19 protein-coding genes and 2 tRNA genes are annotated in these 24,061 nt (G+C 47.0%); 11 read left to right on the top strand and 10 right to left on the bottom strand.

All coding sequences use genetic code 11. The annotated features are described in order from the left end of the window. Positions 1 to 26: 26 nt before the first annotated feature. A complete protein-coding gene (gene secA / locus B0680_RS08535; protein ID WP_078254682.1) occupies positions 27 to 2,843 on the top strand; it encodes a preprotein translocase subunit SecA in 2,817 nt (938 codons plus the stop codon). Between the two features lie 371 nt (positions 2,844 to 3,214). Further along, the gene (locus B0680_RS08530; protein WP_078254681.1) at positions 3,215 to 3,574 is read left to right on the top strand and encodes a hypothetical protein; all 360 of its coding nucleotides are present in this window, start codon (positions 3,215 to 3,217) and stop codon (positions 3,572 to 3,574) included. Between the two features lie 112 nt (positions 3,575 to 3,686). On the opposite strand, the gene B0680_RS08525 is transcribed toward B0680_RS08530, so the two are convergent. Beyond that, entirely contained in the window at positions 3,687 to 7,328 is a 3,642-nt protein-coding gene (locus B0680_RS08525; protein ID WP_078254680.1) for an Rne/Rng family ribonuclease, read from the bottom strand. Between the two features lie 639 nt (positions 7,329 to 7,967). On the opposite strand from B0680_RS08525, the gene B0680_RS08520 reads away from it, so the two are divergent. The 6 genes from B0680_RS08520 to B0680_RS08495 all read left to right on the top strand — a co-directional run bounded on the left by B0680_RS08520 (position 7,968) and on the right by B0680_RS08495 (position 14,950). Next, on the top strand, positions 7,968 to 9,131 hold the full coding sequence (locus B0680_RS08520; RefSeq protein ID WP_078254679.1) for an RluA family pseudouridine synthase: 1,164 nt from the start codon (positions 7,968 to 7,970) through the stop codon (positions 9,129 to 9,131). Positions 9,132 to 9,244: 113 nt separating this feature from the next. Then, positions 9,245 to 10,813 carry an exopolyphosphatase gene (ppx, locus tag B0680_RS08515; protein ID WP_078254678.1) on the top strand — a complete coding sequence of 523 codons (1,569 nt, stop codon included), beginning with the start codon at positions 9,245 to 9,247 and terminating at the stop codon, positions 10,811 to 10,813. A 289-nt stretch (positions 10,814 to 11,102) separates the two neighbouring features. After that, on the top strand, positions 11,103 to 11,900 hold the full coding sequence (locus B0680_RS08510) for an acetyl-CoA carboxylase carboxyltransferase subunit alpha (protein WP_078254677.1): 798 nt from the start codon (positions 11,103 to 11,105) through the stop codon (positions 11,898 to 11,900). A gap of 182 nt (positions 11,901 to 12,082) precedes the next feature. Continuing rightward, entirely contained in the window at positions 12,083 to 13,486 is a 1,404-nt protein-coding gene (tilS, locus tag B0680_RS08505; protein WP_078254676.1) for a tRNA lysidine(34) synthetase TilS, read from the top strand. 35 nt (positions 13,487 to 13,521) lie between these two features. Next, positions 13,522 to 14,373 (top strand): pyrroline-5-carboxylate reductase, encoded by an 852-nt coding sequence (proC, locus tag B0680_RS08500; RefSeq protein ID WP_078254675.1) that lies wholly within the window; start codon positions 13,522 to 13,524, stop codon positions 14,371 to 14,373. A gap of 13 nt (positions 14,374 to 14,386) precedes the next feature. Beyond that, the gene (locus B0680_RS08495) at positions 14,387 to 14,950 is read left to right on the top strand and encodes a YggT family protein (protein ID WP_078254674.1); all 564 of its coding nucleotides are present in this window, start codon (positions 14,387 to 14,389) and stop codon (positions 14,948 to 14,950) included. A gap of 73 nt (positions 14,951 to 15,023) precedes the next feature. On the opposite strand, the gene B0680_RS08490 is transcribed toward B0680_RS08495, so the two are convergent. Then, the gene (locus tag B0680_RS08490) at positions 15,024 to 15,821 is read right to left on the bottom strand and encodes a hydroxymethylpyrimidine/phosphomethylpyrimidine kinase (protein ID WP_078254673.1); all 798 of its coding nucleotides are present in this window, start codon (positions 15,819 to 15,821) and stop codon (positions 15,024 to 15,026) included. A 299-nt stretch (positions 15,822 to 16,120) separates the two neighbouring features. Between B0680_RS08490 and B0680_RS08480 the strand changes: the two genes are divergently transcribed. From B0680_RS08480 to B0680_RS08470, 3 genes are all read left to right on the top strand, one after another. Beyond that, positions 16,121 to 16,212, top strand: a tRNA-Ser gene (locus B0680_RS08480). 135 nt (positions 16,213 to 16,347) lie between these two features. Beyond that, positions 16,348 to 16,424, top strand: a tRNA-Arg gene (locus B0680_RS08475). Positions 16,425 to 16,652: 228 nt separating this feature from the next. Beyond that, positions 16,653 to 17,204, top strand: a complete 552-nt coding sequence (locus B0680_RS08470; RefSeq protein WP_078254704.1) for an RDD family protein — start codon at positions 16,653 to 16,655, stop codon at positions 17,202 to 17,204. Positions 17,205 to 17,283: 79 nt separating this feature from the next. On the opposite strand, the gene B0680_RS08465 is transcribed toward B0680_RS08470, so the two are convergent. The 8 genes from B0680_RS08465 to B0680_RS10755 form a co-directional block, all read right to left on the bottom strand. Next, positions 17,284 to 17,781: a contact-dependent growth inhibition system immunity protein gene (locus B0680_RS08465; protein WP_078254671.1), complete on the bottom strand. Its 498-nt coding sequence runs from the start codon at positions 17,779 to 17,781 to the stop codon at positions 17,284 to 17,286. A 97-nt stretch (positions 17,782 to 17,878) separates the two neighbouring features. After that, a complete protein-coding gene (gene hemN / locus B0680_RS08460) occupies positions 17,879 to 19,288 on the bottom strand; it encodes an oxygen-independent coproporphyrinogen III oxidase (protein WP_078254670.1) in 1,410 nt (469 codons plus the stop codon). A 435-nt stretch (positions 19,289 to 19,723) separates the two neighbouring features. Further along, complete coding sequence (locus B0680_RS08455; RefSeq protein WP_078254669.1) at positions 19,724 to 19,978, bottom strand: hypothetical protein; 255 nt, start codon at positions 19,976 to 19,978, stop codon at positions 19,724 to 19,726. Further along, on the bottom strand, positions 19,950 to 20,177 hold the full coding sequence (locus B0680_RS08450) for a hypothetical protein (RefSeq protein ID WP_078254668.1): 228 nt from the start codon (positions 20,175 to 20,177) through the stop codon (positions 19,950 to 19,952). The genes B0680_RS08455 and B0680_RS08450 overlap by 29 nt, the downstream gene beginning before the upstream one ends. Next, the gene (locus B0680_RS10760) at positions 20,155 to 20,580 is read right to left on the bottom strand and encodes a hypothetical protein (RefSeq protein ID WP_143821402.1); all 426 of its coding nucleotides are present in this window, start codon (positions 20,578 to 20,580) and stop codon (positions 20,155 to 20,157) included. Before B0680_RS10760 ends, B0680_RS08450 begins: the two co-directional genes overlap by 23 nt. A gap of 480 nt (positions 20,581 to 21,060) precedes the next feature. Then, entirely contained in the window at positions 21,061 to 23,130 is a 2,070-nt protein-coding gene (locus B0680_RS08440; RefSeq protein ID WP_078254667.1) for a DUF3987 domain-containing protein, read from the bottom strand. Next, the gene (locus B0680_RS08435) at positions 23,127 to 23,441 is read right to left on the bottom strand and encodes a hypothetical protein (protein WP_078254666.1); all 315 of its coding nucleotides are present in this window, start codon (positions 23,439 to 23,441) and stop codon (positions 23,127 to 23,129) included. Before B0680_RS08435 ends, B0680_RS08440 begins: the two co-directional genes overlap by 4 nt. Before the next feature lies 1 nt (position 23,442). Continuing rightward, on the bottom strand, positions 23,443 to 23,910 hold the full coding sequence (locus B0680_RS10755; protein ID WP_143821401.1) for a hypothetical protein: 468 nt from the start codon (positions 23,908 to 23,910) through the stop codon (positions 23,443 to 23,445). Positions 23,911 to 24,061 lie beyond the last annotated feature (151 nt).

Below are 24,061 nucleotides of genomic sequence, written 5' to 3'. Positions count from 1 at the left end.
GGTTTGCCCATTTTTCGGAAAAAATTATGTTAGCAAAAATCGTCGGTGCGGTCATCGGCACCAAAAATGAACGCGAATTAAAGCGAATGCGTAAAGCCGTCGCCAAGATTAACGCCCTTGAGCCGAGTATTCAGGTGCTTAGTGATGATGAACTTCGCCAAAAGACGACGGAATTTAAAGAGCGTCATCAAGCAGGTGAGAGCCTAGATAAGCTGTTGCCTGAAGCGTTTGCGGTGTGCCGTGAAGCGTCATTGCGTGTCAATGGGATGCGTCATTATGATGTGCAGTTGATTGGTGGGATGACCTTGCACGAAGGCAAAATCGCCGAGATGAAGACCGGTGAAGGTAAGACCTTGATGGCGACTTTGGCGATTTATCTGAACGCCATCAGTGGTAAGGGCGTGCACGTCGTCACCGTGAACGATTATTTGGCAAGCCGTGATGCCGAGCTGAACCGTCCGCTATTTGACTTTTTGGGCTTGACAGTGGGCGTGGTCTATAGCCAGCAGGTGCCCCAAGAAAAATTCGCCGCCTATCGTGCTGACATCACTTATGGTACTAATAACGAATACGGCTTTGACTATCTGCGCGATAATATGGTGTTTAGCCTAGCTGAAAAGAAACAGCGTCCGCTCAACTACTGTATCATTGACGAAATTGACTCAATTTTGATTGATGAAGCGCGTACACCGCTCATCATTTCAGGTCAGGCCGAAGACTCAGCACATCTGTATGCCTTGATTGATAAGGTGGTTGAAAATCTTGTTCGCTCAGATGACGAAGAAGCGAACAAGAACAATACCGCTGGTGATTTTTGGATTGATGAGAAAAACCGCACCATCGAAATCAGCGAAAAAGGCTATGAGAAAATTGAGAAATTCTTAATCGAAGTGGGTGAATTGGGCGAAAATGAAAGCCTGTACAGCCCAGCTCGTCTGCCACTACTTGCCCATGCACAAGCGGCCATCCGTGCGCACCATTTGTTCGTCAAGAATATTCACTACATCGTCCAAGATGGCGAAGTCATCATCGTTGATGAAAACACAGGTCGTACCATGCCGGGTCGTCGCTGGTCGGATGGTCTGCACCAAGCGGTCGAAGCCAAAGAAGGCGTGGAAATCCAAGCCGAAAACCAAACGATGGCGACCACCACTTTCCAAAACTATTTCCGTCTGTATGATAAGCTATCAGGCATGACAGGTACGGCAGATACCGAAGCGGCGGAGCTTAAATCCACCTATGGTTTGGATGTTGTCATCATCCCGACGCACCGTCCTGTGGCTCGTATTGACTTGGATGACCAGATTTTCTTGACCAAGCTTGGTAAGTACAAAGGCATCATCCGTGAAATCAAGTCAATCACCGAAAAAGGCGCACCTGTGCTTGTCGGCACAGCGACGATTGAAGCATCCGAAGAGCTGTCGTATCTGCTTGACCAAGAAGGCATCAAGCATGAAGTCCTAAATGCCAAACAGCACGAGAGAGAAGCGGACATCATCGCACAGGCAGGCCGTCCAAAGGCAGTGACCATCGCCACCAATATGGCAGGTCGTGGTACAGACATTATCCTAGGGGGTAACTGGCAAGCCGAGCTTGAAGGTGTCGAAGGCGTCACTGAAGAGATGCGCCAAGCTGCCCAAGCGGCGTGGCAACAGCGTCATGATGCGGTGCTTGCCGCAGGCGGTCTGCATATCATTGGTTCAGAACGCCACGAGTCACGCCGTATCGACAACCAGTTGCGTGGTCGTGCCGGTCGTCAAGGTGACCCTGGTCAATCTCGCTTTTTCTTATCGCTAGAAGATGATTTGATGCGTATCTTTGCCGGTGATCGTATCACCAATATGTTCCGTGCGATGGGCCTAAAAGAAGATGAAGCGATTGAGCATAAGATGGTTTCTCGTTCGATTGAAGGTGCGCAAGGCAAGGTCGAAGCTCGTGACTTTGATGCTCGCAAAAACCTGCTCAAGTATGACGATGTCGCCAACGAACAGCGTAAAGTCATCTATTCACAGCGTGATGATTTGCTTGCAGAGATGGATTTGCAAGAAGGCATCAAAGCCATGCACCATGAGGTGTACAATGCACTGATCGATCAGTTTGTACCACCGGGCTCAGTTGATGATCAGTGGAATATTGACGGACTTGAAGATGAAATCGAAGAAGCGTTCCGTTTTTATATGCCAATCAATGACTGGCTCGATGCTGATCGCCGTCTTGACGAAGAGGGCTTGCGTGAAAAAATCATCAACACCGCCATCGAACGCTATGAGGCTCGCCGTGAGCAGATGGGCGCTGAGACCGCTGCATCACTAGAACGCCATTTCATGCTAAAAAGCTTGGATCACCACTGGAAAGAGCATCTAACCCAGATGGATCAGCTGCGCAAAGGTATCCACCTGCGTAGCTATGCCCAAAAAAATCCAGAGCAAGAGTACAAGCGTGAGTCGTTTGAGCTGTTCCAATCGATGATGGGTGCGATTAAATCAGATGTGGTGCAGGATTTGGCTCGTGTGCATGTACCGACGCCAGAAGAGCTAGCTGCCCTAGAAGAAGAGCGTCGCCTGCAGGCTGAGCGTATGCAGATGATGTTTGAGCATAATGAAATCAACTTGGACGGCACTGAAAGTCGTGACCCTGAGCTGACCACGGGTCCCGTGCCAAATCGTCATCGCATCAGGCAGAACATGACTATCACTTTGGGTGCAGCAGCACCAAGCGAGACAGTGGCAGAACCACAGCTTGACAATGATGAACTGGTGATCCCTGCTAATATCAACCGCAATGCACCATGTCCATGTGGCTCTGGCCTAAAATACAAACAATGCCACGGCAAACTTGGCTAATTGCCTTGCTGTGTCATTGACAGTACTGACCAACAAAAGCAGATGACGAGTGCATCTGCTTTTTTTTCTATGCCATAAAGTAGAAATATTGGCAAGTTTTGAGTAGCTTATCGTAACCGTTGTACTGTATTGTTTATGTAAACTTATGCTATACTAAGCAGTACGATCATGGGAAAAACTTGTCTAAAAAAATAACATGATGCACACAGGTCTGTGGTAGTTTGCACAGGTTGTGTGGTATTTGGTGTATATGACAAGATGATCCATGATAAACAGATATTCGCCGATGGTTGATTGATTGGCGGTTTTGTATGAATTGGGCAAAGGTTTGGTTGGGTTGCCATATTTTGCCACTTTTTAAGGATGTAGCGATGAAAAAATCCCTATGGCAAGTGATTGCTCTGTGCGGTGTGATCGCACTGAGCGCTTGTAGCAAGCAAGAACAAAATACCGATACGGCCACCGAGCCAAAAGATGTGCCCATGAGTGCCGCACCAGCTGCGCCGACGACGATGGCAGAAGGCAGTGATGAACCAGCGGGTGAGCCAACGGAGGATGATTTGGCGGATGCTAATGCAATGCCCGCTGAAGGTGCTGAAGGTGCAAATGGCACGACAGAAGCCGAAGATGACACGCCAATCGCAGAAGCGGTCGAAATCGATGATGCCGCTGCCGCAACTGCCACCGCTGATGCTGAAGTGGTGGACGAAGAAGAACAAAAGCAAAAATAACGCTGTATTGATTGGCTGTGTTGATTATATGACAGATTGCAGCTGATTCAATCAAATGGGCAACTAACAACAAAGCCATTGAATAACTCAATGGCTTTGTTGTTTTGGTGGATTATTCAGCACTGTCGTCGCTAGGCGTGTCGGCAGGCTTGCTGATTTTGCGCACTTCGACTTTGGTCGGCTTTTTGCTCGGCTTTCTTGGTGCACGAGTTTTTGGCGCTTTGGTGGCCTTCGGTGCTTTGGCTGCCATCAGATTTAGGATGCCTACCTGTGGCTGTAGCTGACCGGCGACATTTTCAATCATGTCTTTATAACTGCTGGTCTTGGACTTTTTCTCAGCCTTTTGCTCAGCAGTGATTTCTTTGACTTGACTTGCCTTTTTGGGCTTTGTGGCGGCTACTGTATTGTCGTCAGTAGCATCGACATCACTTGCGACATCTGCCGTGCCTGTGGTAGCGTCATCAGTGCTGATAGCATCGGCAGTTTTACTGTTTGCGACAGCGTCTTTACTCGCTTGCTCAGATGCATCTGTATCGGCGGTGGTTGTGTCATTGGCATCGCCTAAATGCGAGAACAAATCCACAGCAGCGGCAGCGATGGTTGCGACATTGTCGATGGTTTCGCTCACCACTTCATTGACCGAGTCTGAGACTTGCTCAGCGGTTAGCTTGGCGACATCGATGGCATCATCAACCAGATGACTGACCACTTCACCGACAGTCTCGCCTTGAGTTTCTGTGGTTTCGCCGACTACTTTGGTGACTTCGGCTGTTGTGGCTACAGTTTGTTCCACTGCTTCGGTTGTCGCCACTTCAGATACTGCATCGATACTTTGGCTTGCTTGCTCGTCTGCCATTTCGCTTGGTACTACCGCTGTTTGCGCATCTGACTCGACGTAGTCAGGATGCTGACCGCGTGGGTCGTTGGCGGCACGGCGTGCGATAGGGCGTGGTGCGACGGCGGTTTTGCCTTGTGGGGCAGATGCCTGTGATACTGCTTGGGTCAGTTTGTCAAATTCAGACTTGGCAGCATCATCAATCGGTGCGTAGCCAAAGTTGCTAAAATCAAACTCACCTGCTTGCGATTGCGACTTGGCAAGTGCAGTCAAAAAGTCGGCGACAAATTGACCACTGACATCAGCACCTAACACACTTGTGATGAACTCACCTGCAGTGCCACGAATCGGCGCAGTCGGTGCTTGTAGGGCAGCCTGCACCACACGCGGGTCGTTCGGCGCTTTGTTCATTGACTTAGCAAGCATTGCAATGCGAGCCTGTAATTCAGGCGCAAGGGCGGGCTTGGCTACAGGCTTGTCATCCACCGCAGGCGTATCGATGGCTTTAGGTGCTTGCTCTGTGCTCACGACTTCGCTAGTCGCATCAACGGTCACATCAGGGGTAGCGACATCAGCGACAGGGGCTGATTCGATACTATTTGTGCTGACTGGCTCTGCGGTCGTGGCGGTAGCATTGTCAGCGTTGTCGGTTTTTTCTACTTTTTCGGCACGAGCCTTAGTTTTCTTAGGCTTACTACCATCTAGTGATAGATGTACCACTTGGGTTGTGGCTTCTTCTGACTTGCTGGCGCTGATATGTAGCACCACTTCATCAGGATTGGCTGACTTTTGGCGTGGTGCACGCTCTGCCTTGTCCGCTTTTGGTTTATCGGTGCGTTCTTTTTTGTCCGCTTTTTCGACTTTTTCGCTCTTGTCACTCTTAGCGGTTAAGGTTTCATGACGCACGATTTCGCCACGAGATTCACGGCGTGAGCCTGCTTCTCGTTTTGGGTGCTGTTCGACTGGTTTGTCTTTTTTGGTTTTTTTCTCAGCTTTGTCAGCGACTTCTTTGTCTTCGATGGCTTCTTTTTTGTGTTTTGGCTTTCTGCGCTTGTCATCGGCGTGTGGGCGAGCGGCTGCATGGCTTGGCTCGGCGCTTGATGCCGTATCGATGATGGCTGAGATATTACCTGATGCACCTAGACTGACACCACCGCCATTGACGATGGCTTCGATGGCAGATGCAGCATCTGCTGTGCCTAGACTGCCTGCCAGTTTGGCTTGTGGTTTTGGCGCAAATAGGTTGGATAGCCATGCCACTGCTTGTGGTTCGGCTTTGGTAGGGGTGGCTTGCTCGGCTTGTGGTTTGGCGACTTTTTTGTCGCTCTTATCGCTGTGCTTATGCCAGCGTGCAGTATCCTTGCCATCATTATCGCTTTGCCAATTGACTTCATAGCCACGGTCGATGGTTTCTTTTTCTTCAGTATCGGCGATGCGCTCATAGCTTGATGGCGCAAAGCCGTCTGGGTTGAAGTGCAAGGTGAAATTCGGGCTTTCTAGGTGTGCGTGTGGCAAGATAGTAATGCGAGCGCCACTGTCTTGCTCTAGATACACTAGGCTTTCACGCTTTTCGTTCAATAAGAAAGCAGCGATATCGGTCGGCACTTCGGCTTGGATTTCGCCCATGCGTTCTTTTAGGGCGATTTGTTCGATTTGGCGCATGATAGATAGCGACAGCGAACGCAAATCACGAATCATACCATTGCCATGACAGCGTGGGCAGATGTAGCCTGTGGCTTCTTCGAGTGATGGGCGTAGGCGCTGACGGCTCATTTCCATCAGACCAAATTTACTGATTTCGGCAAATTGCACACGAGCACGGTCATGGCGGGTCGCTTCAATCAGACGCTTTTCGACATCTTTTTGATGGCGTGGGTCGTTCATGTCAATAAAGTCAATGACAATCAGACCACCCATATCACGCAGGCGTAGCTGACGCGCGATTTCGTCGGCGGCTTCTAGGTTGGTGTTATAGGCAGTTTCGGCGACATCTGAGCCTTTGGTGGACTTCGATGAGTTGATGTCGATTGATACCAGTGCTTCGGTTTGGTCGATGACAATCGAGCCGCCTGATGGCAGGCGTACTTCACGCTGATAGGCGGTTTCGATTTGGCGTTCGATACCAAAACGGGCAAACATCGGCTCATATTCGGTGTATTTACGCAGTTTGCTCATTTGGCTTGGCATGACAGCGCTGATAAAATTCGCCGCTTCGTTATAGGCGTTTTCGCTGTCAATCCACACTTCTCCGATATCATCACGCAGATAGTCACGCACCGCACGAGTGACCACGCCGGCTTCTTGGTGGACTAGGCAGGGGCTTGGGCGAGTTTTGTTTTGTTCTTGGATGGATTTCCAGATATCAAGCAGATGGTCAAGGTCGTTTTGTAGGTCTTCAGCACCTTTGCCAAGGCCAGCTGTACGCACGATGACGCTCATACCTTTTGGTAGGTTGAGCCCTGCGATGATTTGTTTCATCTCTTCACGGACTTTGCCTGAGATTTGACGGCTGATACCGCCTGCTTTGGCGTTGTTTGGCATCAATACCAAATAGCGACCGGCAAGCGAGATAAAAGTCGATAACGCCGCACCTTTGTTGCCACGCTCTTCTTTTTCGACTTGGACGATGACTTCATCGCCTTCTTTGATGAGCTGTTTGATGTTGTCTTCACGCAGATTGCCGTGCAGATATTCGCTGGCAATCTCACGCAGTGGCAAAAAGCCTTGACGAGCCGAACCATACTCAACAAAAGCCGCTTCTAGCGATGGCTCAACTCGGGTGATGTGGCCTTTATAAATATTGGCCTTTTTTTGTTCACGAGTGCGATTTTCTAGGTCAAAATCGTACAGGTGGCTGTCTTTGCACAGAGCAACACGAATTTCTTCGTTATGCGTGGCGTTGATTAAAATGCGTTTCATGATGTTCCTTATAAGGGCAAAAGCCCGAATCAAGCAACATCGGTATTTTTTCCAAAGATTTATTAGCTGTACGAAACAATCAGCAATAGATGCTTATCATCTAGGCTGAGTGAACGAGCAATCATTACAAGTCGCTTGTCTGTACAAACGACACTTAGCACTGCTTGCACCAATGCTATAAAAATTCTGTAAGCTTGAGCCGACTGGGGTTTACCTTGCAAAAGCAGAGTTTGTCTTGTGCTTTTGAACCAGTGGTACTCAACAAGGCTAAAAGACGAACAATCGTCCTAGCGAAATCTTGTACGGTATCAATACCGAAGTTGCATTATCATGCTTAAAATGGCTGTAGTGCTTTTTTAAGCGATTATTAACTATTTTGGCGGTTGCAAGGGCAAATATGAGCGTGGGCGTGACCATCACGCAGTAGGGCGTAGGTATCGTTGAGACTTAGGTTCGCTAAAATCATGCCAAAACCGATATCGCTCAATCGCCAATTTTTTTTACCCAGTATTGCAATCAGTGATTATTATAGCTGATTGTTGAATTTAACTGTGGTAACAAAAAAATCTCAGGGATTTGCAAGTGTGTCGGATAAAAATTGTGTCAAACGACAAAAATTATCCTGTATTTGTTTGCAACATGCTAAACTATACCAAATCTTTTGCCAAACGCCTACAAAAATTTGACAAAACCATGAAAAATTTACAAAAAAGTCCAAAAAATCAGCCATCAAGCCATCGTTTTGGCAAAAATTCCCCAAAATCTCGCCCATCGGCACGACCAAGCCAAGCTAAGCACAATCCACACCCTAAGCAATCGGCGGATGTGGCGATTAGTAATTTTAATCAGGTGAATTTTTTGACGGTGACGGATAATCAAGCAGGACAGCGGATTGATAATTTTTTGCTCGCCCGGCTCAAGGGCTTGCCACGCTCACACTTATATAAGCTCATCCGTGCTGATGAAGTGCGTATCAATGGCAAACGCTGTAAGCCACATGATAAGCTTGATGTTGGTGATGTGGTACGCATTGCGCCCATTCGCTTATCAGTGCGTGAAGAAGTGATTATCAGTGACAGCTTTGCCAAAGGCTTGATGGCACGCATCATCCACGAAGATGATGGGCTAATCGTGCTCAATAAACCATCGGGCATGGCGGTGCATGGCGGTAGCGGTGAGAGCTTTGGGGTGATTGAAGCGATGCGTCAGGCGACGGGCAAAAAGTACCTTGAGCTTGTGCATCGCATTGATAAGGACACATCAGGTTTACTACTTATCGCAAAAAAACGCAGTACACTCAAGCACTTACAAGAACAATTTCGCCAAAAAACCATCCACAAGCAATATCTGTGCTTGAGTGCAGGCTATATCAAAGCAGACAGCCAAACCATCGATGTGCCACTACTGCGTTATACGCTTGATAACGGTGAGCGTCGTGTCAAGGTGGCAAAGCTTGGGGCGGCACAGGGCGAAGAAGTCGCTAAGCCTAGCTTAACGCAGATTAAAGTATTGGCACGATTTGAGCTAGACGGCAAGCCTGTCAGCCTTGTACTTGCCATGCCTGCCACAGGGCGTACACATCAGATACGGGTGCATATGGCGCACATTGGGCACGCCTTGCTTGGTGATGATAAATATCAACTGAACAAATCTACCCCACAGGTCAAACGCCTATGCCTGCACGCTTGGCGATTGTCTTTGGCGGATGTGGCGATGGATGATGACAGGCCTTTGCAGTATCTTGCACCGCTGCCGTCTGATATGGCGGATTTGCTACCTGATTCGGTGCAGATACCTGCTTAAACTACCTACTTAAACTTCACCCCAAATTAACCAAAAATCCATAGACAATTTGGGCAAATTATCGTAAAGTTAGACCTAAATTTTGTGTAAAAAAATAATCAAAAGGAGTTCGCATGAACCCAACTTTTCCAGACACCACCGAATGCCACCAACAAATCGCCAGTGCCATCAATGATGCTGCTGCCATCGGGCGTGATGAGCTTTTGGGGGCGATTGACTTAGGCTCAAACAGCTTTCATCTAGCGATTGCTCGTCTTGACCACGGTGAAGTACGAAAAGTGGCATCGATTTCTGAAAAAGTACAATTGGCAGCAGGGCTTGATGAGAACAATGTCCTAAGCGAAGAAGCCATTCAGCGGGGGCTAGACTGCTTACACCGCTTTGCTCAGCATGTTACCGAAGTACATCCGACCCGTCTGCGTATCGTGGCGACTAATGCCCTGCGAAAAGCGGTCAACGCCCAAGAGTTTATCCGCCGTGCCAATCTACTACTACCCAAGCCGATTGAGATTATCGCCGGTCGTGAAGAAGCTCGCTTGATTTATCTGGGTGTGTCGCACTCAAATGCCAGTACCGATACTCGCTTGGTGATTGATATTGGTGGTGGTTCGACGGAGTTTATCATCGGGCAAGGTTTTGAGCCGATTGAGATGGAAAGCTTGCAGATGGGCTGTGTGGCTTATACCAAAAAATTCTTTGCCGATGGCAAAATCACCGAAAAAGCTTTTGAGCAAGCTGCCAAGCACACCCAAACCGAGCTACTTGCCATCGCCAAACGCTACAAAAAAGTCGGCTGGGATAATGCCATCGGCTCATCAGGTACGATTAAGGCGGCCCGCCTTGTGCTTGCCGAGCTTGGCTTTAGCGGTGAGAGCATCACTTTAGATGGGATGATGAAGCTTAAAAAACATCTGATTAAGCTTGGCTCGGTAGATAAGATTGAATTTGAAGGGGTCAAGGCGCATCGCCAAGCGGTATTCCCTGCAGGCGTGGCAGAGCTACTTGCCATCATGCAGACGCTTGAGATTGATGAGCTTGGCTATTCGGACGGCGCACTGCGTGAAGGCGTGATGTATGATATGCTTGGCAGGCTCAATTCTGAAGATGTGCGTGACCGCTCGGTGGCGGCACTGGCAGAGCGTTATTCGGTCGATGTCAAGCAAGCAGGGCGTGTGATGACGCGAGCGGCTCGCTTGTTTAATGATGTCAAAGATGAGCTTGAGTTTAGTAGCGAAGATGCTGACCTGCTCCGCCGTGCGGCAAATTTGTACGAGATTGGCTTGGCGGTTGGGCACAGCAACTATCAGCGCCACAGTGCCTATTTGCTTGAGCATTCAGACATTGCAGGCTTTTCGCAGGTGGGTCAAGCAATGATGGCGCAGCTTGTGCTACATCATCGCCGCAAGCTCAAATCCGATGCGCTTGATATCGTTGAGAATCTGGGCGGTCGCAAGCTTGCCTATCTGTGTTTGATTTTGCGTCTAGCAGCGCAGTCTAGCCAATCACGCACCACCAAGGCCGCTGCGATTAATCTGAACATCATCAGTGCTGACCATTGGCAAGTGTTGGTCGGCGCAGGGATGCACGAAGAGCTAATCGCCACACAGCTTGAGCAAGATGCGCCACAGTTTGCCAAATGGGGCGTACAGCTTGATGTGGTGAGCACGGGCGAATTTGCCTGATGGCATAAGATAGACAACAAACCCCAAAGATGGCAGTATGATGCGCTTTGGGGTTTTGTTTTTTGGGATGTGTGAATATTGAATTGCCTATTGATTTGGTTTACAAACCATCATCGGATACAAGTTTATCAAGGCGGTGTGCTTGTTGAATGCTGGTCAATTGATTAATGGGCGGTGAATTTTGGGATTTTCAAACCAAAATCACAACAAAAAAGATGACGAGATACCAAAAAATGTGCTAAACTAAATCTTAGTTTACATTTGTACAATCATTTTTTTAGAGTGGACTATGAGTAAAGTTTGGGAAAGTGTGCAATTGGCACGCCATGCAAAGCGTCCGTTGTTCCTTGATTATGTATCGGCATTATTTACCGAATTTGATGAATTGCACGGCGACCGTGCCTTTGCAGATGATAAAGCCATCATTGGTGGCTTGGCACGATTTAACGGTCAGCCTGTGATGGTCATCGGTCAGCATCGTGGTCGCAGTACTCGTGAGCGTATTGCACACAACTTTGGTATGGCGAACCCCGAAGGCTATCGCAAGGTGATTCGTCTTGTGCAGATGGCGGAGCGTTTTGGCTTGCCGGTATTGACTTTTATTGATACTCAAGGGGCATATCCGGGCGTGGGTGCTGAAGAGCGTGGACAAGCCGAAGCCATCGCCAAGAGCATCGCTGTATTCTCAAGTCTTGGCACGCCAGTTATTGCGACCGTCATCGGTGAAGGCGGCTCGGGTGGTGCGCTGGCTATTGGCGTGGCTGACCGTGTCAATATGCTTGAAAATAGTATTTATTCGGTGATTTCACCTGAAGGCTGTGCGTCTATCCTGTGGAAAACTGCCGAAAAAGCCCCAGATGCATCTGATGCACTCAAGCTCAACGCCGTCAATCTGCATCAGCTAGGGCTGATTGATGAAGTCATCGAAGAAGGCGTGGGTGCGCACGAAGCGCCAGAGCCTGTGATGGCTGCGCTCAACTCACTGCTAACAGCACAGCTTGCCGAGCTTGAGCAATTACCAAAAGATGAACTACTACAAAAACGCTATGAGCGTTTGATGCAGTTTAATTCTAAGGTATCTTTATAAAGTATATTTATAAGTTTTTTTATAAGATGCTTTATAAAAAGCATCTTGAAAGCTTTTTTGGGCTTATCAAGTATCTTTCAAAGTATTTCACCAAAGCATTTAACGGCGATTTGCTGATAAATTTGCTACAATAGGGCAAAAGAGATTTTGCCCTATTTTTTTATCTTTTGAATTATCAAACCATGTCCGACACACTGACCCATGCTTTATTGAATGCTTATCACGACCATCGCCACAGGCTAGATGGGGCGACGCTGTATTTGGCATGCAGTGGCGGGCGTGATTCGCTGTCGATGGCGTATGCGTGCTATCAGCTGTATCAAGCGGGGCAGATGGATAGGCTACCAATCTTACTGCATGTGCATCATGGGTGGCAACAGGCAAATGATGATTGGGCGGATTTGGTGGCGACTTGGGCGACAGCGCATGGCTTTGACTGTCGGATATTGCCTGTTACCTTGTCAAAAAACAGCGAAACGCACGCACGCACCGCTCGCTATGATGCTATGCTGTCGCTGATGCAGGACAATGATGTGCTGATGCTGGCTCATCATGCCCATGACCAAGCCGAAACGGTCTTGTACAGGCTGATTCATGGTGCAGGCGTGCAGGGTTTGGCAGGGATGAAATCATGGCAAGCCAAATCCAGTCATGATAAGCAAGTGTGGCTGTGGCGACCGTGGCTTGGCGTTACTCGCAAGGAGATTAGCCAATTTGCCAGCATGCACAAGCTCCCCTTTGTTGATGATGCGACCAATACCGATACCGCTTATGTACGCGGGCGACTGCGGACGCTGATTATGCCCTTGCTCACTGATATCAACCCACGAGCGGTAGAGAATATCGTACGCAGTGCCGAGCTACTTGCCAAGAGTGCCGAGTGGCAGCAGCACAGCACAGATACGCACTTGGCACAGTTATCTTGTGCAGAGACTTATCTGCCATACCAAGCTGTCATGGATATTGAGCAATTTAACCAAGCACCAACAGCCGCCAAGTCCAGTATCTTACACCAGTGGCTACAGGGTGATGAACCCTTGCCACCAAGCCACAAAACCACCCAATCCGTGCTTGACCTGATGACTCGCACGGACAATGACCACGCCAGTCAGGTGATTTGGCAAGGGGCGCATTATAGCTATGTGCTGTGCTGTTATGATGGGCGATTGTACCGCTATCGGGCGGATGTGTGGCGACTTTTGACGGCAGGCGTGCAAGCGGATGATTTGGCAAGTGTTGGTGATGGGCATGGGTATGAACATGGGCTTGATAAATTTCAATCTCACGAATTAATACTGGTAGCAGATGGGCAATTACACATTGTATTTACAAGCCATCACGCCATCACCCATGCCCAAAAAATGAACAAAACCACATCCGTCATCATTGGCAAACACACCTTTAAAGGCAAAAAACTTGCCCAAAAACTGCGCCTACCGCCGTGGCTACGAGCACATCTGTGGCAGGTGCATATCGGGGCGGATGCTTGGCTGATTGCGCCGATGTGCGTGTGGCGATTGGATGATTTGACGCCTGTGGCTTTGGATAATTTTGCACCGATAGGGCGAATGGTGTACAATGGGTGAAGTTTTACTTTGATAAATTTGATAAAAGGTGCGTTATGACAACTGTTGCTGATTTTGGCGTATTAAATGGCAAAACCATCGCATTCATCGGTGGTGGTAATATGGCAGGGGCGATTATCGATGGACTATTAAAGGCAAAAGCCGAGCAGGGGCTGGATTTGACCTTGTCTGTGTCTGATACCGATACCGATAAGCAAGCGCAGTTCATCGCCAAAGGCGTGAATGCCGTCAGCCCAGAGCAAGCCGAGCAAATCATCACGCCAGCGGATGTCGTTGTCCTAGCGGTCAAGCCACAGGTGATGGGCGTGGTGGGTGCATCGATTGCGCCATATCTGTCATCACAGCTGGTGCTGTCTATCGCAGCAGGCTTGTCGGTGGCGACCTTATCGCAGATGCTTGGTGGTTATACCAATATCGTGCGTTGTATGCCAAATCTACCTGCCAGCGTGGGCTTTGGTGCATCAGGCTTGTTCGCTGATGGCATCAGTGAGACCGCTTGTCAAATGGCGGAAAAAGTGATGCAGGCATCAGGCATCACCGCATGGGTCAAGGACGAAAACCTACTGCACGCTGTGACGGCGGTGGCAGGTTCTGCGCCTGCGTATTTCTTTTATGTACTAGAAAATATGATTGCCAAAGCGGTCGAAATGGGTCTATCACCTGACGATGCTCATGCTTTGGCAGTCCAAAGCGTGTGCGGTGCAGGCGCATTGGCAATCAATCAAGACCCTGCGACATTGCGTGAGCAAGTCACTTCAAAAGGCGGCACAACAGCAGCGGCGCTAGAGAGCCTATATGCTGATGATGTCGGTCAAGCATTCGCCCGTGCGATGCAGGCGTGTAGCGACCGCAGTGTCGAGCTTGGGGCGGTGCTAAGCCAAGCTTAAGCAGGATAACTTTATGAATTCATTGCCTTTTGTATTGGTCAATGCCGTTATTAATTTTGCGCTGATTTTGCTGTTTTTGCGGTTCATGGTACAGCTTGCCGAGATTGATAAGACGCATCCTTTTGCCAAGACGACTTATCGACTGACCCAAGTGGTGGATGTGTTTGCACGCATTTTCCCAACGATGGGTAAGGGGCGTATCAGCACGGCTGCGGTGGTGCTGATGCTGCTTTTGTATCTGATTAATTTGGTGGCGGATGCTGCTATCTTGGGCAAGAGCCTATCAGCGGTCGAAGTGTTTTTTGTGGCGACGATTTCAGCGATTATGCAATTTTTGCAGGCGCTTCGCTATTTGATGATGGCATCAGCGATTAGCAGTTTATTGATGATGTTTTTGAATGTCAATAGCAGTATTTTTGGCGTGATGATGCAGTTGTCCGAGCCGATTGTTGCGCCGTTTCGCCGTTTTGTGCCCAATATTGGCATGATTGATTTGTCATTTTTGGTGGCATTATTTAGCTTATTATTGCTCGAAAAATTCATCGGTATCATCAGTGCCAATATTTGGATGGGCTAAGCTGGCATAATTTACAAGCATCCATCCCAAAAAATCAGCACTATCTGCGTGCTGATTTTTTTTGCACGGCGATTTATCGATGGCGTACAAAGCGATTGGGCATCATTTGGGCGGCAGGATTGTCAGGATGTGGCACATCGGCATAGATGAGCGACTGATGCACCCAGCCATCGGCATGAATGATGGCATCGACCAAATCATCACCCATTGCCAGTCGTCCTGCGATGTGGCTAGCGAGCGAACAGCCCGAGCCGTGATATTCACCATCTAGGCGTGGCACGATACTGGTGTGCTCAATACGCCCATTCATGTACAAAAACTGCTCAATATCCCCCGCCTCAAAGTCATGCGATGTCTTGACAAGTACGGCATTGACGCCTTGATCATTGAGCGCTTTGGCGGCGTCATGTAGATCATCACGACCGCTTAGGGCGCGCAGTTCGTGCGTGTTTGGCGTGATGAGTGTGGCGTGGGGTAAGAGCTTGGCAAACGCCTGCACCAAAGTCGCAGGATCACCGAGACTACCGCCAGAGTTGGCGACCAGTACAGGGTCGAGCACATAAGGCGTGCCATGTGGGATTTGGTGGCTGTCAAATAGATTGGTGATGGCGTCGATATTCTCAACCGTGCCAAGCATCCCTGATTTGATGGCTTGTACCGGTAGATCGGCAAGTACGGCACAGGCTTGAGCGGTGAGTAGCTGACTAGATACAGGCTCAAAGCCAAACACCTGCTGAGAGCTTTGTACGGTGATGGCGGTGCAGGCGATGGCAGCGTGCGCCCCTGCTGCGCCAATGGCTTCGATGTCGGCTTGCAGTCCTGCGCCCCCTGATGGATCAAGCCCCGAAAAGCATAGCACGGTCGGTCGCATGATATCTCCTTAATGACGACTTTTTTTGATGATTTTTTTGAAATTATATATCAAAATACGCCCAAAAAGACATTGCCATATCCCAAAATTGATGAAATTTTATACAAAAATTCATCGTCATCGCACTACATTATCAGTGATCATGGCAGAATGATGGCAAAAACGCATTATTTTTATAAAAATTTGCCAAAAACACTTGCAAAGTATCAAATTTTTGTTATAATTATCGCCCACAACGACAAGCGAAATCATCAATGATGATGGATGATAAGTGTAGCAACTTATCAAAGCGACCGTTCGGTGAAGTGGGTGAGTGGCTGAAACCAGTTCCCTGCTAAGGAACCATACCTAATTACGGGTATCGAGGGTTCGAATCCCTCCTTCACCGCCATTTATTTTCTAATTAATCTTGTCAATCACAAGAAAAAAATCGAAAATAAATAAAAAAAGCGCTTGACATACAAAATAAACACTGTATAATAGCCGCCACAACGAACGATGTTGAATAACAAAGTGAGTTGAATCCGCACCCGTAGCTCAGTTGGATAGAGCACTTGGCTACGAACTAAGGGGTCGGGAGTTCGAATCTCTCCGGGTGCGCCATATTACGAAAATCACCGAAGTCATTGATTTCGGTGATTTTTTTATTCATTAAATCCGATTTGTCTAATTTGCCAATCCTGCCAAATATCGGTCAAGCTTACCCAATCAGCCGCTTTTGTGCTACAATAACGCATCTTTTTTCTGCTGATATCATCCATCATGTCAAAACGCACGCCCAAACAGAATCAAGCCACCGCACCAGCCGAAACGCCTACCGTCGCCAAGCCTTTGGTGCGACTGTCTGCCATCGTCTATGATGGGATGCTGATTTTGGCGATGCTGTTTTTGGTGGGTGCGGTGCTGTCGGTGGTCGGTACGCTGCTGTTTTTGGATGTGGGGACGACTTCCCAAGATGCCAAAGCATTGCCCCTGTGGTACCAAAACGGCGTGATGACGCCAGCGTTTGTGCTGACTTTGGTGGGATTTTATGGGATTTTTTGGCGTAAGTCGGGGCAGACCTTGGGTATGCAGACTTGGCGACTAAAGACTGTGGATGCCAATGGGCAGCTGCTTAGCTGGGGGCAGAGCTTTATGCGGATCATTAGTGCCTGCCTTGTGCCTGCCTTGTGTGCAGCGGTTGGTGCGTTTATCCATGGGTCGAAGCTTGCGATTTTGTTGGCGGCGTTTTTGGGCTTTTTGTTCAATTTTTTGTTTTGTGTGTTTAACACTCGGGGGCTAGCGGTGCATGATATGCTATCAAACACCATCACGCTCAAAGTGCCAAAAATCGCCCACGAAACCCTATGGCAAAGCCTAAAACACCGTAAATCAAAAAGCTAGATACGCCAAAGCCGTTGTTATCAACGGCTTTTTTTTGTAGGCGTAGTATAATGAGTAAAATTGCCAAACTGAAATTTGACTACAAACAATAACTCATCGCCAAACGCAATCCTTTTCCAATTTCATCAGATGTGCTATCTAAAGGCAAAGTGATTGTTTTATCATCATCCAAGCCTTCCCAAGCATGCAATTTGACATGGCGACTAGGAGCAATCTCAATCATGCCATTAAATAGTGATATACTACAAGACATCATGTTTTTAAATAATGCTTTTTTTGATTTGTAGTCCAAAGATTGATGCAAGTAATCCACCCAATTTTCATAGCGTTCCTTTCCTTTGGTTAAATCAAAAAAATCTATAATTTCTTCACTATCCAAAACTAATGTTCTACTACTAGATAAAGATTTCAATAATGTCTCGCCAAGCATATTATCATCAATATCCAAGGGTAAAACATGAGGCTGATACATATAATCAATTGCCAACAAACCATTACCGGATTGAGTCTGAATGATAATCGCGGTTTCGTTAAATCCGATAAATGCAGAATAGTACTGTTCTTGATTAAAAACCATTGTTTTATTTCCGTAATTTTAATTATAATATGGCGAGTTTTGGGGTGTGTATCAGTTGTGTCAAAAAACAAATTTGAGAACAGCACACCATCTGCACCTAAATCACCTTTGAAAACCGTCCTGCGTGCTTTTGGCTCAGATATTCATCAAACACCATCGCCACATTACGCCCAAGGATACGCCCCTTTGGCAGAATACTGATACCATCATCATCAACCTGCACCAGCCCATCGGCCGCCATGTCGTGTAAGTTTGCAATCTCATCAGCGAACACTTGGGTCGGCTCAATGCCAAATCGCTCACGCAAATACCCAAAATTCATATAATCATGGCAGAGCAGATTCATGATGATATGACGGCGTAGCTCGTCTTTTGGCTCGCTTTGGATGTGCTTGACGGCAGGGAGTTTACCATCACCGATGACGGCTTGGTAGTCGGCAAGAGCGGTGGGATTTTGGGTGATGTGCGCACCAATCTGACTAATCGCACTGACCCCAAAGCCAAGCAAATCGCAGTCGCCCAAGATGGCATAACCCTGAAAATTGCGATGCAATTTGCCATCTCGCTGAGCGATCGCCATCTCATCACTAGGTTTGGCAAAGTGGTCAATGCCGATGTACTGATAGCCAGCATCCGATAGTGCATGGATAATATTGCCAAACATAGTCAGCTTATCACTTGGGCTTGGCAGGTCGGCTTCATTGATGCGTCTTTGGGCGGTGAATCGCTCGGGCAAGTGTGCATAGTTGAACACCGACAACCGATCGGGTGATAGCTTGATAATCTCATCAATCGTCCGTCGCATCCCATCGACACGCTGATGGGGCAGCCCATAAATCAAATCGATATTAATCGAGTCAAAGCCAAGCCTGCGAGCATCCGCCATCACCGACTGAATTAGCGGCAGGGGCTGCACTCGATTGACGGCGATTTGTACCGTTTCATCGAGATCTTGGACGCCGAAGCTTAGGCGATTAAACCCAAGATTTCGTAGTGTCTGTAGCGTCGTATCTCGTAGCTCTCGTGGGTCAATCTCAATCGAGTAATCGCCATCGGGCGCAAAGGTAAATTCCGCTTGCAAAAACTGCCACAACCGCACCAGCTCATCATCACTAAAAAATGTCGGTGTACCACCGCCTAAGTGTAGCTGCTTGACGATACTATTGCCTTGTAGCAGCGATTTTTTGTGGCGGATTTCGGCAAATAGATAGTCCAGATAGTCGCCTGCATCGCTGTTCTTTTTGGTGATGATTTTGTTGCAGCCGCAGTAGTAGCACAGATGGCGACAAAATGGAATATGAAAGTACAGCGATAGTGGCGTGGCAGGATTGCGAGTGCTTAGGATTTTGGCTTCGACACCATCAGCCATCGACACGAACTCAAGTGCAGTCGGGTAGGATGTGTAGCGCGGGCCTTGACGGTTGTATTTGTGAATCAAGGCTTCATCGAACTCGATACCGTCAAAGTGCTTGGCGGTGCGGTTGGCGTAGGGGTGGGATGTGGTCATGCCAAAACCTTATAAAGACTATGGAATTGACGACATTATACCCAAAAATGACATAAATTACCAATCCAAGCCTATGATGGCATGACACCAAGAATAAAATGATGGCAAATAAAAAAGCTTGTACGATTGACAAGCTTTTTGAAATATGGTCGGAGTGGCGTGGACAAAACTACCTTTGAAAAGCATTGCAAATAAAGGCTTGGCAAGGGGTAGTAAAAAACCGATACCAACACTGATACCAACAAATTAAAAAGTCACCCCCAAAAATCGCCATTTTTTACCCATTTTTGATGCCATTGGCAGGCGTGCAAACTTCCATTTTTGCGGTGATATAAATTTGCATGGGTTGGCGGTCATCTGCACCAATCGCCCAAACTTTTACACCGCCCCTTTTTATAAAGCCCAAAAACCGCTTTTTTATCCATTCCAATTAGACTAGCTTTTGCGATATTCGGGCAATAACTCTAAGTTGTCATCTCTCATTCTAGCATCTTTAACATCCACTACTACTTGAATGGGTGTAGGCGTATTAGCTTGTTCAAATGCCTTGCCTGTATCAAGTCCTAATAGCTTGGCTTGTAGTGCCACTGCACTAATCACGCTGTTAAATTGACCGTTTGCCATTGCTTGTGCTTTGGCGGTTTCTAAATCTGCCATTAGGCTATGAATGGTAGGTAGTTTTTTTGTCATTGCTTAACTCTTTCATCAAATCTGCCATCAAATCTACGGCATCTTGGTTTTTGTCATGTAATTGTGGTTTATCCAATCCCAAAAGCTTAGCTTGTGCCAATGTTGCAGTTACTAAGGCGTTGGGGTTTTCGTTACGCTCTGCAATGTCTTTGGCTTTTTGTAGGTCATTCAATAAATCATCTAGGGTTATATTTGTCATGATATTCACCGATAAATAGTTTGGTCAATCGCTCGTACTCACTGATTAATCTTTGATAGGTCTTTTGGTGCATTCCTTTGGGTCTATCACCCATGCCATGTGCGATACCACGCACCCACCCCAAACGCTCTCGTATGCGGTTTATACGCTCGTTTAAGCGGTCTAATGGCTGATTAAGTTGAGATTGATACAAAGCCCCCACGCAATGCCTGCACCGCCATTGATGCACCAAATAAAGCACGCCAACACGCTTACCACAATCACAAATAAACCAATCACGATAACCGCCAAAGTTACAAGCGGTCTTTGTCGTGGTCAAGTCATCACGCCCACAAAGTTTGTATTGCTTGATGCTTAGTTTGGGGTAGTTGTCTAGGCTGTTAGTTGTGGCGATTTTTGGCATCTTAATCATCTTGGGCAACTATCATGATTTTCGTGATAGTAGCTATTTTTGGCATTTTAAATTTGGGGTCTGTATGGGGGAAATCTCCATAGTTGCTATTTTTGGCATCATGGAAATCTAAATCATTAGGGATATTGTAGCACGGGTTTCAATCTTGGTGCGATTTTGAACACGCCCAAGTATTACCGAAATCATACCGTGATTTATCAAATCTTGTGGTTATCTTGTGGTGATTTTGGATTTTAAAACCGAAATAGCAGGCGTGATTTTGTATTTAGATATGGGAAATTAGGGAAAGTGGGAAAGTAACTGGCTCTAGCCCTTATGGTGTAAGGCTTTGTAACTTTCCTTTTGGCTAGGAAAGTAAAAGGAAAGTAGGGAAAGTAGCAGGCTTTTTATCCGTCACTTTCCCCACTTTCCCTTAGCTTTCCCTTTAAAAAGGAAAGTTGCTAGCCCTTGTGGTGTAAGGCTTTGCGGTGTTTACTTTCCCGTTTTCCCTGTTTTTCCCTGCAATACTAACGGATTGATGATAATTTCACGGCTTTTGGTGTTTCCCATAAATCCTAGCTTGATATGATGGCTGTACGCTAGACTTTCGGTCAGCATTTGCAGTACTTCACGCTTGTTTAGCCTATCGGGTTTGATATTGCTTTGCACCCATGAATAGCCCAAACGGTCTGTTTTTTTCTCACGGCATTTTTTGACCAGCCAATTTAGCAAAATTTCAGCGTCCGAAATCTCATTATCATCTTGATAATGGATTTGTTCGTTAATGCTGTACTGCACCAATTTAAAAGCACCGTCCAAATACTCGGTCGTTAATTGCTCTTTGCCATCAAAGTAGGCTAGTAGCGTGGCAATACGGCTGGCATTCTCTGCCATACGTGATGCAAAAGCCTGATAGCCTGCCAATGCTTGACCATCTGCCATGCTGTTTTCGATATGCTGTTGAAACTTGGCAAGATGTCGCATGGCATCACTAGCAAACGGCATATTAAAGCGGTTTTTGCGGTCTCTGTTTGGCTCTACATCAGCAAAGGGGATATGGTCAGCTGGATAATTTGCCATGTCATTGAGCAAGTAATCACATCTTGCCCAAAAGCCCTTTAATATTGCATCATCATATGGATTGGCTGATAATCTTTCATCGCTTGACCAGTCACGATAGCCGATATATGACTTTTCAGCAGATAATAAAAACCGTGCCATAAAACCTTGTTCACTCATTAATTTATCACTGAATGCAGGCTGTATTACCGCACCTTGACCGCTCATATCAATGGTTAGTCGCACATCGTATGCGCTCGTTTTCCATGTTGCATCTTTTGCACGCTGGGAACGCACTCTATTCACATAACCGCCATCATACAAATTGGTTAAATGCCCCATAGCATTGCCACTGGTGCTTGATTGCATGGTATAGCCATTAAAAAATTTGGATGCTTCGGATGTCACCCATGCCACATTGTCGCACTCATCAATGACCATCTTATCAAGGATGGGTTCTATCGTGGCATCATCCAGCATCATTTGTTTGTTCACTGGCTTTGGGTTGTCCATCTTGTATTCTGCCAATTCTTTGCCTTTGAGTGTTTGGGTCATCATTTCCCATTCAGTCATGCAATCGCTGAATTTTTGGTAAATTTTGCGGTCATGGTCAAAAATCGCCTTGTATGCCAATTTTTGAACGCTGGTTTTGCCTGCACCGCTGGGGGCTTCAGTCAGTAGATATAGGCTTGTTGGCTTGTGGTCATGGCTAAATGGTGCATTCACTTTGGCTTGCCCAATGGTCGATAGCACACCAAGCACGCTTTGACCTGCCATTGATGGCGGTACTTGTGCATAATAAGCAAGTATATTGACCACATCCGCTAGATTGCCAAACGCATCTATTGGATAGGGATTATTCCTATTTGCCCTTGCAAATGGCGTTGGCGTTTGCCACTGAATACGGCTCAATTCCACCTTGTCGGATTGTTCGCACACATCATCAAGGCTATCATTGGCTAATGCTGTTTGCAGGTCTGCAATGGTCAGATATAACACGCCATTGACGGCGGTTTTTAGGCTCTCTAGGCGTTGTTTGTCGGTCAGTGGTGCATATACCGCCAAAGGCTTGTTAAGCGTGCCAAAATGCGTAATAAGGGCGTTAAAATGATGCTCTAGCAGGCGTGGTAGGCATACCACACATCCTAAGTCATCTTTGACGGCATCATAAAGCACATCAGCATTATCAAAGCCAATCACGGCATGAATTTTGGTGCATAATGTCGCATTGCCCAAAACCACCGCTTGCCCTTGATAATCTTTCATCAAAAATGGGCGTTTGTAGTTGCTTGCAATCTCGGTATTTGGGTAAATAAAGAGATTGTTTTTATCGCCTGTATTGTCCTGCAAAATCACGCCTGCACTGTCTATGGCTGGATAATCTTTGGCATCGCTATTGACCGATACAAATACATCACGCCACACATCACGCATCGCATAGCACAAATCATCATGATAACTTGGCGTGTGGTCTAGTAAGGTTAGTTCTTTAATCTCAATCATTCATCACCCCATTCATCAGTAAATGAACGCACCGTTACACGCTCAATTTGTGCTTGTGGATAATCTTTGGCTAGGTGTTCAGCAAAGATAATGGCATCAGATTTATTGGCAAATGTGCGATAAATTGGCGGTTTGTCGCATTGAATGATGAATGGTGCATCAATTCCCCATGCCTGCACTTCATGAACGCTAAAATCTCGTTCATAGATAATGGCATCATCAAAATGCTTGGCATAGTGCATGGCATAATCTAGCTGGGCAAATGGTTTGTAAATGCTATGCTTAACGCTATCCACGATAAATGCTTTCATCTTACACCCCCATAACCGCTAGAATGCCAAAGACAAGGCAAGCAATAGGCAAGCCAAGCACAAAGCCCAAAACAAGGCTTTCGATTGGGGTAAAGATAGAAAATTTTTGGATGGTGTTTGAGATTGCATTCATGGTGAACGCTCCTAGTAGATTAGTCGGTGATACCAACCGCAAAAAGGGTTGGCGGGGTTGAACTCCGCTACTAGACGGTGTGCATATTTCCCAAAAGGGTGTTGTATTTTGCACCATCGCCCCGCCATAACTGGTGATACTGTGCGTATCTTGTAATGACGGAATATTTACACCTGTAGGGCTGTTATCGCTAACAGTAGGCGTAAAAATAGCCAATGTTTGACGGTTTGGCAAGTCCGCTAGTAGTGTAGTAGTGTGCTCATTATCACCACTTGCCCCATCGATGGCAAATGATATTTTTTCATGATATAATTCTCTGTGTTGAATGTTTTTCATGTTATGATTTCCTTAGCCCCTAGCCATCAAAAGCTAGGGGAATTTTTTTAGGCTTGTTGTAGTTTCAAAATGGCAATATCGCTAGGCTCTATCCAATAAGTAGAATACGCTGTAGGCGTTTTAGCTTTGTACTTTTTGTAGTGGTCAACTA

It is taken from the genome of Moraxella pluranimalium, from assembly GCF_002014825.1.
In the GTDB taxonomy this organism is placed as follows: Bacteria; Pseudomonadota; Gammaproteobacteria; order Pseudomonadales; family Moraxellaceae; genus Moraxella; species Moraxella pluranimalium.
This window is presented reverse-complemented; position numbering and strand designations above follow the sequence as displayed.